The sequence below is a fragment of the Spirosoma aureum genome (genome assembly GCF_011604685.1).
Lineage (GTDB): Bacteria > Bacteroidota > Bacteroidia > Cytophagales > Spirosomataceae > Spirosoma > Spirosoma aureum.
In genome coordinates, this window is record NZ_CP050063.1 from 1552879 (window position 1) to 1571289 (window position 18411).

Below are 18411 nucleotides of genomic sequence, written 5' to 3' on the forward strand. Positions count from 1 at the left end.
GTGTCAGGTTTAGGCGGTTGGAAGATTGGCACCGCTCAAGGGTGTTTGCACAAATTTTTGTGCGGTTGGTAATACATCCGCTGGTTTGGTCGCTGGATCAAGACCCGTTGTGGGTGCAACAATGTCGTCACCGGCAAAGTCGGCTGATTTTGGATTGAGCAGGTCGCGGATGGCCGCTGCATGACGAGCTTCTACTGACACAATTTTGCCCGCTAAGACTAAATAATTGGGATCTTTAATCAGGCGACCGGCACCATTGTAGGCCGATACCCCCAGATCTTCGAATGCTTTAGCAGTCCCTAATACACTGGCTCGATCACTGAAGTTGATACCCGTAAAATTCGGCGTCAGGTCTGTGATGCGATTTGCTACAGGAATCGCTGCTTTGAAGAACTCGCGGTGAATGATCTCATGATCGCGAATGTCGGTCAACAGGGTTTTTTCTGCATCGGTGATGCCCGTATACGGAGTAGCGATTACCTGGGTGTAGAAAGCCGCTTCCAACTGCTCGAGCGCATAAGCGTAATTGAGAATACCGATATCACCCATCCCTAAATCGACCGATGAGGGGACTGTTGTTGGATTCTCTTCATCTTTACAGGAGGCTAAAACAGCACCTCCGGCTACCGCAGCCCCGGCGTATCGTAGAAATAACCGGCGTCCTACCATCACCGGCTCCAACTGACCCGGCAACATGGTCAAGCCCGAATCTTTCTGTTCTTTGCTCATACTGAGTAAAAAGTTATGTGTCGAAAAGACCGTGTTTTTCAAACGGTTCAGTAGACTTACGGCGATGGTTCCCAATTGGATTTCTTTACCTGTATAAACACGACTTTGCCCGCTCCAATAAAATTCGTTTACCTTGGATACCAGATCGGTAAGCTGCCGTAACAATTTCGACGCTATGTAGATTACTTATCAGACTAATACGACATATACCAATCGGGACTATGGATCAACTGGAACAAAACAAGAAGAATGCTATTGGCTTCTACGATCTTATGTTTAATCAATGCCAGCCAGCAGAGGCCATTGCGAAGTATGTTGGAGAGACATACATCCAGCATAATCCAATGGTTGCCGATGGCAAAGAGGGCTTTATTGCCTATTTTGAACAGATGAACAAGGCGTATCCGGGTAAGCGGATGGACGTAAAGCGAGCCATTGCTGAGGGTAATTTAGTGGTGCTTCACTGTTTTCAGCAATGGCCGACTGCCGATGGTACAGGCATCGAAGATTGGGCCGGAATCGACATTTTTCGTTTTGACGATGCCGGTAAAATTGTTGAACACTGGGATGTTCTACAGCTTGTGCCAGGCACGTCTGCAAACGCCAATACGATGTTTTAATGGAACAGATTTCCTTATTTTTTCTGCTGATTTACGGTTTTTCTGTACCAGTTCTGGCCCCAAAGAAACCTACGCCTTAGGTCGCTCAGCGGTCGAATCGTTTTCTCGTTTATGCTAACGAAAACCGCGCCGACTTACCGGGTGATGTTTGAGGGTAAAACGCTTGTCGACGATTCGGAGTTGAGCCTGATAGTTCAGGGAAATGATGTGTTTGGCCCAAATTTTAGCCCGACAAAACCTGTGGTCCAGACAATTGAACTCTCGGCGTTGCCCGGAATCCAAACCACCTGACACAACAAAGTGGTATGGTAAGCTTCTCCGTGAAATTGGCTGCTGTTGGTGGACATGTGATGCGATTACGGTAAAGCAACCCAGCAGCTACGGAATCAAACAAAGGGCTGTCGTGGCTGTTTTGATTACATAATTCGCTTTTTTGATGTGAACCCGTGCCACGGTTCGGAACCGTGGCACGGGTTCACATCAAAAAACTGTACTCAACGCAAAGAAATCATGAATCGAACGTATTTAGAGACCTTACAGATTGGTATTGTTGCGGGAATGCGCAGTATGATGGCACCTGCTTTTATCAGCCATAAACTAGCGCACGACCAACCAGGAGGACTAGCCAACTCAAAGCTCCATTTTCTGACTTCACCGACAACGGCGACTATATTGAAACTACTGGCCGGGGGTGAACTGGTTGGAGACAAAGTGCCAAACGCCCCCGACCGTACAATGCCTCCCCAATTCATTGGCAGGGTGTTGTCTGGTGCTTTATCGGGGGCTGCGTTTAGCGAGATCGAGGGCGAATCGGTGGCCTGTGGTGCCCTCATTGGTGGACTGGGCGCGGTGATCGGAACGGTAGCTTTTTTTCATATCCGTCACTGGCTCACGCATGAACAGGGCCTGCCCGACCCGCTGGTTGCGTTGGCTGAAGATGCAATTGCGATTGGAACAAGCTGGCAACTGATGAAACCGGACCATTCCGTTCATCAAGAAGCGTAGCTTATCGCACTGTTCCTGACAGAAAAGGCGCATCACTGATGCGCCTTTTCTGTTAAAATCGTCTAAAAGTCTGCTCACCCTCTTATCTTTGCCCTCCCAAAACTACCTTCGTCAACAGCTACTTTAAATGAATGATGGCTAATGTACAATGAATCCTGTGCATGAACCTGTTATTCATTCTCCATTCTCCATTATTCATTATTTTATGCAGGTTCTGAAATTTGGCGGTACGTCGGTTGGCACTGTCGAAAGTATCAAACAGGTTATCCAGATTATTGACAATCACCGACAGAATGGCGATCAGATAACAGTTGTGTTTTCGGCAATGGGGGGTATAACAAACCAGCTCATTGAAATTGGCCGGATGGCTACCACCGGTGAAACCGATTATATGGAATTAGTTCGGCGGATTGAAGACCGGCACTTCAATGTCATTAAAGCGCTGATTCCTGTAAAAGAACAGAGTAAAGTTTTTGCCCATATTCGGGGCATTATTAATGAACTGGAAGATTTACTCCGGGGAGTGTCGCTTATCCGCGAACTGACGCTTCGTACTCATGACCTCATCACCAGTTTTGGCGAACGCTTATCCACAACGGTCATTACCGAATGTGTAAAAAGCCGGGGTATTCCAGCGCAGTTTTGCGATGCCCGTACAATTATTAAAACCAATGCACAATTTGGGCAGGCGGAAGTAAACTATAACCTTACGAATCAACTGATTCAGGAGCATTTCGCCAAAACGAATGACCGAGCCGGCGCTCCGGTGCAAATGGTAACGGGGTTTATTGGCTCGACCGAAAAGAACGAAACAACAACCCTCGGCCGGGGTGGCTCCGACTACACCGCCAGCATCCTTGGAGCAGCCCTGAACGCCGACATCATCGACATCTGGACCGATGTCGACGGGATGATGACGGCCGATCCGAGGAAGGTGCCCAATGCATTCAATATTCCGACAATTACGTATGCCGAAGCGATGGAGTTGTCGCATTTTGGGGCGAAGGTCATTTATCCGCCCAGCCTGCAACCCGCTTTTGCCCGTAACATCCCAATTCGGGTCCTGAACACCTTTAATCCAACGCACAGCGGCACGGTAGTTAGCCGTACTGCCGAACGGCGGCAATATACCATTACCGGCATTTCGAGTATCGACGACATCGCCCTGGTGAACGTGCAGGGATCGGGCATGATTGGTGTTGCGGGTGTATCGGCGAAGTTGTTTGGGGTGCTGGCAGCGCATAAAATCAGCGTAATTCTGATCTCACAGGCTTCATCGGAACACTCAATCTGTTTCGCCATCGATCCACGCGGTGCCGAAAATGTGAAAACGATCCTCGACGACGAGTTTGCTACCGAAATTTCGCATGGCCATATCGACAATATCGTTATTGAGCGCGACCTATCGGTAATTGCTACCGTGGGTGAAGGCATGAAGAAAAGCTCTGGGATTGCCGGGAAACTGTTTTCGGTACTGGGCAAAAACGGGGTCAACATTGTGGCCGTTGCGCAGGGTTCGTCGGAGATCAATATTTCGGTCGTTATTAACAAAAATAACCTCTCGAAAGCGCTTAACTCCCTGCATAACATCTTCTTTCAGTCTGAAGCACGGGTGCTGAATTTGTATCTGGTCGGTACGGGCCTGATCGGTAAAACCCTGCTGAAACAGATTTTCAACCAGTTCGAATTTCTGCGTACCGAAAAACTCCTGAAGGTGTGTGTTGTGGGCATGACCAATACCAAAAAAATGCTCCTCGATCCCAAAGGCATTGCTCTCGACGAATGGCGCGAACGGCTATTGACCGAAGGTGTAACCACCTCGCTACCCGCTTTTGTGGAGAAAATTCAAGATTATAACCTGCCTAACTCGGTGTTTATCGACTGCACGTCGGATAAAGATATCGTACAGTTTTATGAGTCGTTGTTAGATGCCAACATTTCGGTTGTAACGCCCAACAAAGTGGCCAATTCCGGCTCGTATGCCGAATACCGACGATTGCAGCGAACGGCCCTCAACCGGGGTGTCAAGTTTCTCTATGAGACTAATGTCGGGGCCGGATTGCCAATCATCAATACCGTGCAGGGCCTGATGACAGCGGGCGACCGTTTCCTGAAAATCGAAGCCATTCTGTCCGGTACGTTATCATTCATTTTCAATACGTTCCGGCCCGGTATTTCCTTTGCTGATGTAGTCCGGGAAGCCAAAGAAAAAGGTTATACCGAGCCCGATCCCCGCGATGACCTGAGCGGACTGGATGTAGCCCGAAAAATTCTCATTCTGGCCCGTGAGGCTGGTTTTCCGCTCGAACCTGAGGATGTAACAATCACGAATCTGCTTCCACAGTCGTGTCTCGATGCGCCTACTATTTCCGCCTTTTTCGAGGAGTTGGAACGCAACAACGCTTACTTTGAGAACTTGCTTGTAGAAGCTGAATCAAAAAGCGAAAAACTCCGGTTTGTTGCCAGTTTTGAGAATAACAAAGCAACCATTGGGCTGCGGCCGGTAGGAGTCGATCACCCGTTCTATCAGTTAACCGGGGCCGATAATATTGTGTCGTTCACAACGGAACGCTACAAAGAGCGCCCGCTGGTAATAAAAGGACCTGGTGCTGGTGCTGAAGTAACGGCTTCGGGGGTGTTCGCCGATGTGGTCAGTATCGGGAGTTATTTGGCGTAATTAATCACACTGATAGGTAAACGACTGTCTGTTTTTTTTCGTCACCGGATCAGGAACGCTTGACTGATAGAGTAATGCGTTCTGGTCCTGACTCGTTAGCTTGTTATCGGTGTCATACACGGGCGTGAAGGTCGATGACTCGCGGAGGTTCGACCGGCTGCCTGTCGCCGTCAGGTTATAAGCCTTCAGGGAGAGCGGGGAATTGATTTGCCAGAAGCGGCCGGGTCGCGTTTCAACAGTCTGACTCAGTGCCACAACCGTCAGCAAAGGCAGTTCATCAAAGCGTTTATAGGGCGAAGGTTTCGTATCGAATACGTACTCCGTTTCCTGCTGAACAACAGATCCATCAGTTAACGTAAATTGAGCACGTTCGTTGGTCAGGTTTCCGTTGGTATCGTAACTGAAAGTATAGACCCGTTGCTTGGTTAGCGAATTAGTTGGTAACACCTGCCGGTTTTCCGTGATTTTAGTCATACGCCCCGATGGGTTATACTCCATTACAAACGTAGACATCACTTTCCCTCCCCGGCTGAACGTTGAACTTGTTGGCGTTGTGGCTGATCCGTAAGCCAGCATTATAATATCCTGACCATTTGTTGCCGATGCAATGCGGGAATCCGTAAAGGCTGTGGTAAAGGTAGCATCCTGGCTTTTTGATTTTTCGGCAATGGATGCCAATGTCCCCTTGTTATACGCGAACGTTCGTTTTAGCTCGTCGGTCAATTGGCCGGTGGATTCTACAAGCTGATCGGTTGTATTGCTCAGGCGGCAGGTAGCAATAACCGGGTTCTCCTCCGATTTGCAGGCATACATTCCTGCCAGCAAAGTTGCTATGAATAGAGAAATTAGTAGAAATTTAGTTTTCATATCTAGCTGGATAAGCAATAGCAAATGTATAGTTCTACAATAGTCTTACCTAAAGTGTACGCTTAAAAAATTGTAGCTTCGCAACAGGTTATAGCGTTGTTTTGAGAGAACGACTTATTGCTATACTTTAGGACACCAAAAAAGAAGAAAATCGTTGTATTCACGTGCTAACAGAAACTCATCAGCAACCACTTATTGAAAATATCCGCGCCATCGGTCATTCCGAAGCGGTTCGGCGTTTCTTTGGCTTGCTAAAGGAGTTAATTGATATTATTAACCTGCCCAATGGCGACGCGCGGCTGGCTTTTTCGCCGGGCCGACGCGAAAAGGGTGTTATTTCGGCCGATATCAACTTCTTTCAGGCACTGCGCATCCAAAAACCGCGTAGGGGAGAGGTCGAATACCATCTGACAGTAAAGAAATCATGTCAGGATCGCCTGAAAAGCATCGATGAACTCGTCTTTGAACCCATTACCGAAAAATCGGATTACCTGGGGGTTATTGTGGGCCAGTCGAACGTTCATTTGCTGTATCAGCCAACACTGCGAACGTGCTGGGAAGATTGCCTGCTCGAACTCGTTGAGAGTACGAAACGAGGACCGCATTCGGCCCGGCATAATGCGGATGTGTATCGGGCGGCCGAAGATGAAGCATTTCTGAGCGATCTTATTCGGCTCGCCGATGATCCTACACTCGGCGAACGGGGTATGAATGGTCATGCTGTGGAAGAACCCGAAGCCGGTTATGAAGTCCTCCCAGACTTGCCCATTCAGCCGCATAACCTGATTTTGTTCGGGCCGCCGGGTACGGGAAAAACATTTGCCTTACAGCCGTATTTACAAAAAGAGAATTCGAGCCTGATTACCTTCCATCCATCCTATAGCTACGAGGAATTCGTTGAAGGTATCCGGCCGGAAGTGATCAATGGGCAGATCAGTTACCGAATCCGAAGAGGTATTTTTCACAAAGCGTGCCTGTCGGCGATTCATCTGGCCGGTTATGCTACACTGGCCGATTGCCTGAACGATACAGCCGAAAATCGAACCCGTCGGCTCCGGCAGGCTCCGGCCCATTATCTGCTTATCGATGAAGTGAACCGAGCCAATGTTGCCAGCGTATTCGGCGATTTGATCACACTCCTCGAAGCCGACAAACGACTTGGCGCCGAGAATGAATTATGGCTAACATTACCCTACTCGCAGGAACGGTTCGGGGTCCCCATCAATCTGTTTGTAGTTGGAACGATGAACACAACCGACCGTTCGATTGCCCTGCTGGATATTGCCTTGCGTCGACGGTTTGCCTTCCGGGAAATGACACCTGATCCAACGGTCCTGAGTTTTGTAGATGGCGTCGATTTAGCCCAATTACTCCGAACTATAAATGAACGGATTGAATACCTCCTTGATCGGGACCACCAGATTGGCCATGCGTACCTGACAACCATAGCGACTCATGCTGAGCTGTGCGATGCTTTTCGGGATCGAATTATCCCACTGTTGCAGGAGTATTTTTTCAATGATTGGGCAAAAATTCAACTGGTTCTGGGCGATAATCCAGCGTGGGGTAAAGATCCCGATCAGCGACTGGTCTGGGTGAAAAAGAAATACACCGCGTCAACAGCTGCAAAATTATTTGGTGAAATGCCCGATTCGGTCGAGGAGGTCATTACCTATGAAATAAATCCCCATTTACAGCGGGGCGATTATGAACAGGTGTCGGTCGATGTGTTCATTAAAATTTACCAGAAATAGTAACGCAGACGGGATGTCTGCTTTAGTCGTTAGGTATAAAAAGCGGACTAGACGTTCGCATGATGTATGAAAGCACTTGTTTTAACCGAATACAATCAGTTCGATCTACAGGACGTGCCAAAGCCGACGGTTCGGCCCAATGAAGTATTGGTACGGGTTCAGGCGGTGGGCATCTGTGGTTCCGATGTTCATGGCATGGACGGTAGCAGTGGCCGACGCATTCCACCCATCGTTATGGGCCACGAAGCGTCGGGTATTATTGCCGAAGTAGGTGCCGATGTTCACAATTGGGCGACTGGCGACCGCGTTACATTTGATTCAACAGTATATGCTCTCGATGACTGGTATAGCCGTCGGGGTATGTATAATCTTAGTGATGGCCGTGAAGTCGTAGGGGTATCTACGCCGGATTTTAAACGACAGGGCGCTTTTGCCGAATACGTGGCTGTTCCACAGCATATTCTGTATGCCATTCCCGATAATGTATCCTTCACACAGGCTGCACTGGTAGAACCCGTTGCGGTTGCGCTGCATGCGGTTGGCCTGACACCCATTCAGGTTAATGATTCGGCCGTTGTTGTTGGAGCGGGCATGATCGGGCTGTTCGTTATTCAGGTGCTTAAACTGGCCGGTTGCGGCTCCATCATCGCTATTGACCTCGACGACGACCGATTGGCGCTGGCTAAAACTCTGGGTGCCACACATACGCTCAATGCCCGAAGTGGCGATATGGCCAAACAGGTACAGGCAATCACCAACGGGCGTGGCGCTGATGTGTCTTTTGAGGTAGTTGGCGCTGGCCCAACTGTCAAAACCGCCATCGACTGTGTGCGGAAGGGAGCGACCGTAACGCTGGTCGGAAATCTGGCGCCCACCGTCGAAATGCCATTGCAGGCTGTGGTAACCCGGCAATTGAGGTTGCAGGGTTCCTGTGCCATAAATGGGGAATATGAAGCCGCACTGGCGCTGATTTCGTCGGGACGCATGAACGTCGAAGCCATTCTTAGCGCGGAAGTACCTCTCGAAGAAGGGGCCGACTGGTTTCGGCGGCTCTATGAAAAAGAAAAGGGATTAATTAAAGTGGTTCTGAAGCCGTAATCACTGTTTCGTACACCACTCGAAGATAGCCGGGTACAGATCAGCAACGGTTTGACCCGGCTTTCTTGTTTTATGTGATCACCAAATTTTTCGGACAAACTCGTTGAATCAATAGTTTATGATTCCGACTTTGTTTGAGCTTATGCTTTAATTAGTGCAAAACAAATCAGTAGATATGTGGCAAGTGCATTCATTTAGATAGTATTGATGGAGCAGTTCCGCATGGTAGGCAAAAGCCGTACTATTGAAAGTTAACAAATCGCTATTATGAATATCGCCATTATCGGCCCTGGCAAAGTGGCTCACCTTCATGCCAAAGCCGTTTTGCAAACGCCCGACACCCAATTGGTTGCTGTCTATGGGCGGACCTATCAAAAAGCAGAAGATTTTGCCAACCAATACGGTATCCGGGCTTACAGCGACATATACGACATGGTCGATCGTGAGAATGTCGATCTGTGCCTGGTTTGTACGACACATCCCGCCCATCGCGAACCTACGGTAGCGGCTCTCAATGCGGGGTCACACGTATTGGTCGAAAAGCCGCTTGCGTCGTCGCTCGAAGATTGTGACGCAATGATCGAAGCCGCTAACCGCAACAACCGTTATCTGGGTGTTATCAGCCAGCGACGTTTCTACGAACCCAGCCAGCGAATTCGCCGGGCTATTAACGAGGGAAAAATAGGAACGCCTGTACTCGGAACGGTTCAGATGCTCGGTTGGCGCAGTGAAGCCTATTATCAAAGTGATGCCTGGCGAGGAACCTGGGCTGACGAAGGCGGAGGTGTTCTGGTCAATCAGTCGCCACACCAGTTGGATCTGCTTCTATGGTACATGGGCGAGATTGACGAAGTGTATGGTGTGTGGCGCAACCTGAACCACCCCTATATTGAAGTAGATGATACGGCCCTGGCTATCATCAAGTTTAAGAACGGCGGGCTGGGAAATATCATCGTGAGTAATTCGCAGAAGCCGGGCATTTTCGGTAAGGTTCATGTTCACGGTGAAAACGGCGCATCGGTAGGTGTTCAGACCGACGGTGGCGCTTTGTTCATTGCCGGGATGTCGAGTATTACCGATCCACCCGTCAATGATCTCTGGACAGTGCCCGGCGAAGAGAATCTATTGGCTCAGTTCGTTGAAGAAGACACCGCTTTCTTTAACACAATCGACGCAACAGTTTATTACTTCGGACTCCAGATTGCCGAATTCCGGGATGCCATTCGCGAGAACCGCCCGCCATCGGTAACGGGAGACGATGGCCGAAAGGTAGTTGCCCTGTTTCAGGCTATTTATGAATCGACTCGCACGGGTTTACCGGTGAAGCTGTGAAAATAAAAAACGGGAAGTGAGAAAGAGCATAATCCTTTCCCGCTTCCCGTTTATTTCCTTCGTTTTACTTTTTCTTAAATCGCCGGATCGGCTGGAGTCGCTGTATTATTGTTGCGTTCGGTCAGGGGATACGGGAAGAAGTTTCGATTTCGCTCGGCTCCGGCAGTGCCTGGCCCTGGTCGACTAAACCGGCGACTATCTTCGAGTCTGAAACCCTGAAAAGCCAGCTCAATTTGACGATTCCGATAAATCTCGGTCAGAATAGCGTCGGCGGTTTGTGCACCCGTATAGGCAGGTAATGCGGCACCAAGCCCGAATGCATCTGTCGCAGCTGTTTTGGTAAGGACTCTGTTCAGTTGAGCCACTGCATTCGTCAAATCGCCTTTCCGGGCATACGCTTCCGCCTGAATCAGCAGCATCTCACCGGGTAAATAGACCGGCACAGCCGCATTGTTTGCCGTATAGAAAGCTGTGGCAATGACAGGGGCTACCGCCGGATTAGAACTGACTTTGGTTAAAAAAGCAATTCGTTTATCAATGGCATCAGGAGCCAATGCACCAGTCAGACCGAGGCTGGCATTGGTAGGCTGAAACACGTTCAGATTACCAAAGGTGTATTCAAACAGCGGATTACGGGTATTATCGTCAAAGTTATAGATTGACTTTTTTGTTAAGTCAACTTTGGCCGCAGCAGCCAGTGCTTTGTCATAATCGCCTGAAAATAGCGCATAGCGGGCAATCAGGGCCTGAATGGTGTTAGCCAGGTCAATTCCCGTGACAACTTTACTCGTAAAGTCGGCCGAAACGGGCGCTGAGGCTACCTGTGTTGCGGCTGCTTCAAGTGTAGTAATGGCTTCTTTAAACACCTGTGCTCTGGGAACGAAGGGCGCATTATTGCCTGTTGTAATCGGTGACTGTTCAAAAAACAACCCCAGTGTGCCAAGCGATAAGGCCCGGAAGATCGATGCATAGGCAACAATTCCACTTTTCGTACCAGCGTCATTAACTACACCGATATTCGCCAGGATCAATTCTGCGTTCGACCGCACTAAGTGGCTCTGTGTCCATAGGTTACGCACAACGCTATTAATGTTGTTAACGTTACTGGCACCCAGCGCAAGATTCGCTTCGTCGGCATTGCCAACGTTCAATACGAAATCTTCGCGGGTAGTCAGGCCACCACCGGCGGTGCTGGCATAAAGTACGCTCAACGCGCCACCGGTTGTGTAGCGGTATTGTAGCCCGTTGCAAAGTGTCATCAGCCCATCGGGCGAACTGACTGCCTGCGACTGACTGATGGTGCTTGGGTTCAAATATTGCTGATTGCAGGCAGCCTGTGTTAGAAGCAGACTGACCACAAGAATGGGTATGTGAAGTTTTTTCATGATTAAAATGTCGCAGACAGTTTAAGTTGATACGTACGTGGAATGGGGACGTTTCCGAAGTCGATGCCTCGTAACAAATCGTTGTTGCCCCCGGCATTCGTTTCGGGATCGAAACCGGTGTATTTATCCCACGAATACAAATTACGGCCTACCACGGCCACGTTTAAGCGGCTAATACCTTTAACCAGCGGAGGTAATGTATAGCTGATCGATACCTCACGCAGTTTGGTGTATGAACCCGGATCAACACGAAATTCCTGCGTATTGTAAATGCCAAAAATGTACCCGCGTTTTAGTGTACCGCGCAATTCCTGTTCGGCATAATCCCCCAATCCTACCCCCTGACGCGTCCGTTTATCGGCATTGAAGACGTCGACACCCTGAACGGCGTCCAGCAGAATATGCAGGTTCAGCTTTTTGTACGATAGATTCGTACTGAATGAGCCAGTCCATTTTGGATTCGGATTGCCGATAATGACGTTGGCCGTTGGTTTGCTTACGTCGACCGAACCATCAGAATTACGGGCGGGTACGTAAGCAATAGCTCCATTCGCCTGTCCTGTAGCTCGTTCTGACTGTGGGAAGCCCGACGGTGAAAGTATAAATGAGCCATCAGTATTGCGCGCATAGGCACTTCCGTAGAAAACACCAACCGGCTGACCAACAATCAGGTTGACCGGTGTACCCGATGCCGATGATGCATCGGGATTAATGATCGGCTGGCCACCCAGATCCAGCACCTTGTTTCGGTTATGGTTGTAGATAACGGTAAAGTCCCAGTTCAGATCTTTCGTTTTGACGGGATTGACATCCAGAACGATCTCAAACCCTTTGTTTTCCATAGACCCTACGTTATTGACAATACTCGTACCACCCGTAGTGGGTGCCACTGTCCGGTTTACAACCAGGCTGCTGATTTTCTGATTATAGGCGGTTATTCCCAAGCCAATCCGACCACTGAGGAAAGCGAGATCAATTCCGCCTTCCAATTCGGCCATACGCTCGGGTTGAACATCTGGGTTCGCTAATTGAGTGCCGGGCGTAATGGTATTTTTGCCAAGGAAACCAACCGGGCTAAACTGATAGAAACGAGCGTAAGAACCAATGCCTGACAGGTTACCGGCTTCGCCATAACTAGCCCGCAGTTTCAGGCTATTGAATGTATTGCTGAACGAAAGATTCTTCCAGAAATCAAGATCCGATACGATGAATGAACCACTCACTTTTGGATAATACTGATTTGTCTGGCTTGGCGAGAATTTCGACGACTGATCGCGACGGACGGCCCCGGTAATGAATGCCAGATTCCGGAAACCTAAAGTGGCCTGAGCAAATAATCCGCTCAAACTGTACCGATCCAGGTCATAACGCACCTGATAGGTTGTGTTGCTGGCACCACTCACTGTTTCGATGAAGGGAGTCAGGTTTTGTCCGCTATTGATCGAGTAGTCGGATTGAAAATACTGGTAGCTATACCCAATAGCCGCATTCAGTTTGAATTTATCACTGAATTGCCGTTCATACTGTGCGTTCAGATCATTGTTGAATTGCAGTACCTGATTGGTAGCAGTGGCCGCAAAACCAAGCGGGTAACGAGCGGCCGGAAGACCGGCAATGGCCTGATACGGATACGGACGAATATAGTTTTTACCGAACTGCGAATAGGCATCTACACCCGCGATATAATCGATAGTAAGGCCTTTGAGCGGTGTCAGATTCAACTGAAGGCTATTGATCGTGCGGCTCACTGATTGCGAAAACTTCATATCGTCGATAGTCGACAGTGGGTTCACACGGGTTGGTTCAACGGCCTGCAAATTTCCGGCTGCATCACGCTTGGTGATGTCGTAGATGTTATTGGTGATGTTGACCGAGTTAATAGGACTATAGAACACGTTACCATTCGCTTTCTCATTAGAAAGGCTATTGGCATAACTTAATCCTACCGACAGTTTAGCCCAGTTCGTTAACCGCTGATCAACACGGGCGCGGAGATTATAGCGGGTGAAATCGGTGCCTTTAATGATTCCCTCGTTTTTCAGATAACCCAGCGAAACGTAAAATTGCGTGTTGTCGCGACCACCCGAAACCGATAGATTATTATCCGTGCCGTAACCTGTCCGGAAAATCTGATCGAAATAATTGTAACGTTGTACATCGACCAGATTGGTGGCTAGGGAGGTGTAAGCACCATCGCGGTAAATATCCGTTATGGTTGTACCGGGGTTGGATGCAACCTGAGCCGCTGTAATTCCACCGATGGGATAGAGCCGGAGTGCAGCAAAACCAAACTGCTTCCCGTAGGTATTTACAGGTACACCTTTTCGAAGTTCGTTAATGGTAAACGATGTCGAGAACGTTACCTGTGCTTTACCGCTCTGCCCGCGTTTCGTTGTAATAATTACGACACCATTGGCAGCCCGTGAACCATACTGAGCAGCCGCAGCTGCACCATTGATTACGTTCAGGGTAGCAATATCGTCGGGGTTGATATCCGACAGGCGATTCTGCCCAACGTTTGCATTTCCTACATCGTTCGACAGCGCAATCTGCGACACATTGGTACTGGCATTACTCACAATAACACCATCGACAACGTAGAGCGGGTCAGACGAGCCAACCAGCGACTTAATCCCGCGAAGCCGGATGCTGATACCGCCGGCCGGGTCGCCGGAGTTCTGCGTAATCTGTGCGCCCGGCACTTTCCCCTGTAATGAGTTGATCAGATTAGCAGAACCACTCTGTTGCAGGTCTGCTCCTTTAATTGTGCTAATCGCATTCCCCAGTTCTCGTTTGGGGGCCGATAAGGTTGAGCCAGTCACCACAACCTCGTCCAGGTTGGTCGTGGCGGCAGCTAACTCTGCATCGGCCGTAACTTGTTCAGCATTACCGAGTGTGATTGGTTTTCGTAGCGTTTCGTAGCCGATGGCCGAGAAGGCAATTGTTACCGGACCCGGTTTGAGTGTTACAGTAAGTGTGAAATCGCCGTCGGCATCGGTCGTTGTACCGAGCGTTGTACCAACAATAGCGACTGTTGTTCCAGGAAGTGGCTGTTTCTCTGGATCCGTGACATGGCCTTTAATCGTGTAACGTGTGTTCTGCGCGAATGCATTCGCGCATAGTAACAGGGTAAGCCATAGCATCCAGACTTTCTGGAAGCTATGGCCAACGGGTGAGTACCTGTTAGTCATAGGTAAGTAGTAGTTAGTTAATACAATTAAAAAGATTTGCCAAAGTGCGAAATATACTTATAAATTATTTTGCTCAATTACCGCTCATCCAAATTATAGCAAAAGCCGCACAGTGAGTTCTATGTCCGCTTTTTAATGCAGTTAATTCCTGTCAAAACGCTACCTTAAGACTTACCTGTAAGCAAGTGCGAACTGCTTTACGAAAACCATTTTTCAGTAGCTTTGGTGTTTTCAATTAAGTCAACAGACGCATGATCACTCGTACCAAAGCCAGCTGGCTCTTCTGCATAGCTGTCTTACTGAATTGGACCGTAGCAGCTCAAACGGCTAATTCACAAACCAAACAGCGGTATGCTGGCCTTCAGCAAGCACTCCAGGCAACCGGGCAGCTTACTGGATCGAATGGCCCGCGCAGTGTGAACTGGATCGAAGGGGGCAATAAGTTCTCGTTCATCGACGGGCAAAGTGTTATCAAAACCCTGTCGCCAAAAGATCAGAAGGAAGAGGTCGTTTTCGATGGTAGCCAGCTTAAATTCCCTGAAACCGACAAGCCTTTTACCTACGGCTCATTCCAATGGTCGAAGGACTCGAAAAATATCCTGTTTCAGACCAATTTCCGACCCGTGTACCGGCGGTCGGGCGTGTCGGATTATTACGTATATGCGGTGGCCGACAAGAGCCTGAAACTTGTCGCGAAAGATGCACAAACGGCCGAGCTGGCACCGGATGGTCAGAAAGTAGGCTATGAGCGGGGTGGTAATCTGTTTGTATTTGACTTTGCTACCCAGAAAGAAACGCAGCTGACGGATGATGCTAAGCCAGCATTCTATAACGGTCGTTTTGGGTGGGCCTACGAAGAAGAATTTGGCCTGGCGCAGGCCTGGGAATGGTCTCCCGATAGCAAGTTTATGGCTTTCTGGCAATCGGATGAACGACAAGTGCCAATCTATAAACTGACTGATTATAAAGGATTTGACGAGAAATTCGATTCGTTGCCTTACCCGCGCGTGGGCGATAAAAATCCGACGGTTCGCATCGGCGTCATTGAGATTGCCAATAAAACAAAGCAATGGATGAAGGTCGATTTGGGCGACGGCTATATTCCACGTATTTATTGGACAAACCTGGAAGGTCAGCTCGCCGTTCTGCATCTGAACCGTAAGCAAAACCACATGCAGCTGTTCATGACAAACGCTCGTACTGGCGAGGCTAAACCGATTCTTGAAGAAAAATCAACGACCTGGATCGATGTTTTTGACTTCTTTGCGGGCATCAACCACTTACTGTATTTCCCGGCGGGTGTTCAGGAGTTTTATTGGGTATCGGACCGCGATGGATTTGCTCATCTCTACCGCTATGATTATATGGGTAAACTACTCAATGCTGTTACCAGTGGGAAATGGGGGGTAACTTACCTTCATCATATTGACCCGAAAGCGAAAAAGGTCTATTTCACGTCAACAGAAGTGTCGCCACTGGAACGGCACCTTTTTGTTGCCGATCTGGACGGTAAAAATAAACGCCGGTTAACAACAGTGGCGGGGCGTCATACCGTCAATTTCTCGCCCAACGGTCAGTATTTTATCGATCGATATTCGAATGTACAGACACCAACGCAGGTTGAACTACGTGACACCAAAGGCCAGCTTATCAAAGCGCTGGAGTCGAACAAAAAAGTAGCTGATTACGTGGCCAGTCATGCCTATGCGCCAAAAGAGCTGACTACATTTACCACTTCTGATGGTCAGGCAATCGATATTTCGATCATCAAACCGCTTGATTTTGATGCGACTAAAAAATATCCGGTCGTTATGGACATTTACGGCGGACCGGGTGCCCAGTCGGTTTATAATGATTTTGCCACGACGGGCTGGCATCAATGGCTGGCTCAGACAGGTTATATCGTAGTAAGCGTCAATAATCGGGGGAGTGGAGGTTATGGTCGCGATTTCCAGAAGGTTGTCTACGAGAAATTAGGTAAATATGAAAGTCAGGATTTCGCCGAAACCGCAGCCTGGCTCGCCAAGCAATCGTGGGTTGACGGTGGCCGACTGGCCATTCGTGGGCATAGCTATGGTGGCTATACCAGCAGCTACACCATGCTTACCCACCCCGGCGTATTCAAGGTTGCGCTCGTAGGGGCTCCAGTTACCGACTGGCGGCTTTATGACTCCATTTATACGGAACGTTATATGGGTGTACTGCCGGAAAATGACGACAAGTATAAAGTTAGTGCAGTGTCTACCTACGCCAAAAACCTGGCTGGCAAGATGTTCATCGCTCACTCGACTATGGACGAGAATGTGCATGTGCGCAACACATTCCAGCTCATGAATGCACTCGAAGACGCAGGCAAGGATGCCGACCTGCGCATATACCCACCAGGTGCACACGGTGTGGCTTATAGTTCGGGTACGCAACTCTTACTTTATCAGCAATATACAACCTATCTGGAAACCAATTTGAAAGGCGCAGGGATCAATTAGTTTGTTATTTAATTAGGGCTTTCGCTCAGAAGCGTGCCACGGTTACTGAGACTGCTCCTGTTAACCGTGGCACGCTTCTGAGCGAAAGCCCTGTTAATATGTTTTTTGTGGTTAACGAATACTTAAAGTTACTGATTGTTGTAATTTGAGTATATTTGTCAATCCCAACTAGCGTTTGAATACGTACATACACTTGTGCTGCGATTCCTGCCGATAACTTTGCTATGTTTCCTGTTGATAAAAACTGTCGGTGGATTGGCTCAATCGGTGCCATTTACCGACAGTTTGTCTACTGGCAGTTACTTTCAGTTGGCCTGGGATAATGACGCATTTCAGCTCCGTGCTAAAAACACATCTGATCGGTATTACACCAACGGCATTCACTTAAAACTACTCAGCAACGGTTTTCAGAAATGGCCGACTCAGTATGCCTTACTGAAATTAACGGCCAAATCGGATCGCCGATACGACTATCAGTATGATTTCGGGATAGGTCAGGAAATTTACACGCCCCGTAATTTATCGGTTCGTGACCGACCTCTCTATCCGAATGATCGCCCATACGCGGGTTATCTGTATCTATCGTGGGGTCTGGTTACGAGTGATGCCGTAAGTGGTCGTAAGCTAACGTCAAAGCTCATCGTAGGTGTTATAGGTCCACTAAGCGGAGCCGCTGAAGTACAAAAGGGATTTCATCTGGCCGAGAATTTTAAGGAGCCGCAGGGATGGGGCACGCAGATGCAGAACGATCCGGCAATCAGCTATTACGTTGGTTACGAAGCTCGTCTTGTTCCGCAGGTTACGCCCGTGTTCGACCTTATTGGCCGGGTGGATGCGAATATTGGTATGCTTGGTAATTACGCCAGTATGGGCACCTTGATACGCATTGGACTGTTCAATGATTACTTCCAGAACGCCACCGGGTTATATGATCCTTCTGCGGGCCGTTCACGGCGACGGGTGCAGTTCTATGCAACTCTGGGAACATCGTTTCGGGCGGTACTCGATAACTCACTGCTTCAGGGAGGCTGGTTCAATGGAGTTCATAATTACTATGCACTCCCTGCCGTTGAACTGAAACATTTTCTGGGCCAGATTGACTTTGGGGGTGTTATTGCCTATAAAAATACACAGCTTTCGTTCACACAATCGCTGCGCACCAGCGAATTTAAAAATGCGTTGGATCACCAATGGGGACGGTTAAATTTGCTGTTTCGTTGTGGTAAATGATAAGTTGATCAGCGCCGGTATGTTGTTCCTTTTAGAC

The 18411-nt window shown here is 48.8% G+C and carries 13 protein-coding genes; 9 read left to right on the forward strand and 4 right to left on the reverse strand.

Annotated elements, in window-relative coordinates:
• Positions 1-9 precede the first annotated feature (9 nt).
• Entirely contained in the window at positions 10-729 is a 720-nt protein-coding gene (locus G8759_RS06330; RefSeq protein WP_167206239.1) for a ferritin-like domain-containing protein, read from the reverse strand.
• A gap of 221 nt (positions 730-950) precedes the next feature.
• Here G8759_RS06330 and G8759_RS06335 point away from each other — a divergent pair, with 221 nt between their 5' ends.
• The 4 genes from G8759_RS06335 to thrA all read left to right on the forward strand — a co-directional run bounded on the left by G8759_RS06335 (position 951) and on the right by thrA (position 5031).
• Entirely contained in the window at positions 951-1349 is a 399-nt protein-coding gene (locus G8759_RS06335) for a nuclear transport factor 2 family protein (RefSeq protein WP_167206241.1), read from the forward strand.
• 111 nt (positions 1350-1460) lie between these two features.
• Entirely contained in the window at positions 1461-1640 is a 180-nt protein-coding gene (locus G8759_RS06340; protein WP_167206243.1) for a hypothetical protein, read from the forward strand.
• A gap of 219 nt (positions 1641-1859) precedes the next feature.
• On the forward strand, positions 1860-2354 hold the full coding sequence (locus G8759_RS06345) for a DUF4126 family protein (RefSeq protein WP_167206245.1): 495 nt from the start codon (positions 1860-1862) through the stop codon (positions 2352-2354).
• A gap of 205 nt (positions 2355-2559) precedes the next feature.
• Positions 2560-5031 (forward strand): bifunctional aspartate kinase/homoserine dehydrogenase I, encoded by a 2472-nt coding sequence (gene thrA / locus G8759_RS06350; RefSeq protein ID WP_167206247.1) that lies wholly within the window; start codon positions 2560-2562, stop codon positions 5029-5031.
• Here thrA and G8759_RS06355 read toward each other — a convergent pair whose 3' ends face one another.
• The gene (locus G8759_RS06355) at positions 5032-5898 is read right to left on the reverse strand and encodes a hypothetical protein (protein WP_167206249.1); all 867 of its coding nucleotides are present in this window, start codon (positions 5896-5898) and stop codon (positions 5032-5034) included. It lies immediately after the preceding gene.
• A gap of 164 nt (positions 5899-6062) precedes the next feature.
• Between G8759_RS06355 and G8759_RS06360 the strand changes: the two genes are divergently transcribed.
• The 3 genes from G8759_RS06360 to G8759_RS06370 all read left to right on the forward strand — a co-directional run bounded on the left by G8759_RS06360 (position 6063) and on the right by G8759_RS06370 (position 10082).
• The gene (locus G8759_RS06360) at positions 6063-7652 is read left to right on the forward strand and encodes an McrB family protein (RefSeq protein WP_167206251.1); all 1590 of its coding nucleotides are present in this window, start codon (positions 6063-6065) and stop codon (positions 7650-7652) included.
• A gap of 66 nt (positions 7653-7718) precedes the next feature.
• A complete protein-coding gene (locus tag G8759_RS06365) occupies positions 7719-8750 on the forward strand; it encodes a galactitol-1-phosphate 5-dehydrogenase (RefSeq protein ID WP_167206253.1) in 1032 nt (343 codons plus the stop codon).
• A 267-nt stretch (positions 8751-9017) separates the two neighbouring features.
• On the forward strand, positions 9018-10082 hold the full coding sequence (locus tag G8759_RS06370) for a Gfo/Idh/MocA family protein (protein ID WP_167206254.1): 1065 nt from the start codon (positions 9018-9020) through the stop codon (positions 10080-10082).
• Between the two features lie 74 nt (positions 10083-10156).
• Here G8759_RS06370 and G8759_RS06375 read toward each other — a convergent pair whose 3' ends face one another.
• Entirely contained in the window at positions 10157-11467 is a 1311-nt protein-coding gene (locus G8759_RS06375; RefSeq protein ID WP_167206256.1) for a RagB/SusD family nutrient uptake outer membrane protein, read from the reverse strand.
• Between the two features lie 2 nt (positions 11468-11469).
• Positions 11470-14610: a SusC/RagA family TonB-linked outer membrane protein gene (locus G8759_RS06380; RefSeq protein ID WP_167218765.1), complete on the reverse strand. Its 3141-nt coding sequence runs from the start codon at positions 14608-14610 to the stop codon at positions 11470-11472.
• Between the two features lie 299 nt (positions 14611-14909).
• Between G8759_RS06380 and G8759_RS06385 the strand changes: the two genes are divergently transcribed.
• Together G8759_RS06385 and G8759_RS06390 are read left to right on the forward strand one after the other, a co-directional pair.
• Complete coding sequence (locus G8759_RS06385; RefSeq protein WP_167206258.1) at positions 14910-17144, forward strand: S9 family peptidase; 2235 nt, start codon at positions 14910-14912, stop codon at positions 17142-17144.
• Between the two features lie 234 nt (positions 17145-17378).
• Positions 17379-18374, forward strand: coding sequence for a lipid A deacylase LpxR family protein (locus tag G8759_RS06390; RefSeq protein ID WP_167206260.1), 996 nt, complete (start codon positions 17379-17381; stop codon positions 18372-18374).
• The last annotated feature ends 37 nt before the right edge of the window (positions 18375-18411 follow it).

What these genes read in the sequence shown, in the direction of transcription:
- G8759_RS06365 (WP_167206253.1), top strand. Translation starts at nt 7,719, where the DNA reads ATGAAAGCACTTGTTTTAACCGAATACAATCAGTTCGATCTACAGGAC.
- G8759_RS06335 (WP_167206241.1), top strand. Translation starts at nt 951, where the DNA reads ATGGATCAACTGGAACAAAACAAGAAGAATGCTATTGGCTTCTACGAT.
- thrA (WP_167206247.1), top strand. Translation starts at nt 2,560, where the DNA reads ATGCAGGTTCTGAAATTTGGCGGTACGTCGGTTGGCACTGTCGAAAGT.
- G8759_RS06345 (WP_167206245.1), top strand. Translation starts at nt 1,860, where the DNA reads ATGAATCGAACGTATTTAGAGACCTTACAGATTGGTATTGTTGCGGGA.
- G8759_RS06370 (WP_167206254.1), top strand. Translation starts at nt 9,018, where the DNA reads ATGAATATCGCCATTATCGGCCCTGGCAAAGTGGCTCACCTTCATGCC.
- G8759_RS06385 (WP_167206258.1), top strand. Translation starts at nt 14,910, where the DNA reads ATGATCACTCGTACCAAAGCCAGCTGGCTCTTCTGCATAGCTGTCTTA.
- G8759_RS06340 (WP_167206243.1), top strand. Translation starts at nt 1,461, where the DNA reads ATGCTAACGAAAACCGCGCCGACTTACCGGGTGATGTTTGAGGGTAAA.
- G8759_RS06355 (WP_167206249.1), bottom strand. Translation starts at nt 5,898, where the DNA reads ATGAAAACTAAATTTCTACTAATTTCTCTATTCATAGCAACTTTGCTG.
- G8759_RS06375 (WP_167206256.1), bottom strand. Translation starts at nt 11,467, where the DNA reads ATGAAAAAACTTCACATACCCATTCTTGTGGTCAGTCTGCTTCTAACA.
- G8759_RS06330 (WP_167206239.1), bottom strand. Translation starts at nt 729, where the DNA reads ATGAGCAAAGAACAGAAAGATTCGGGCTTGACCATGTTGCCGGGTCAG.
- G8759_RS06380 (WP_167218765.1), bottom strand. Translation starts at nt 14,610, where the DNA reads ATGCTATGGCTTACCCTGTTACTATGCGCGAATGCATTCGCGCAGAAC.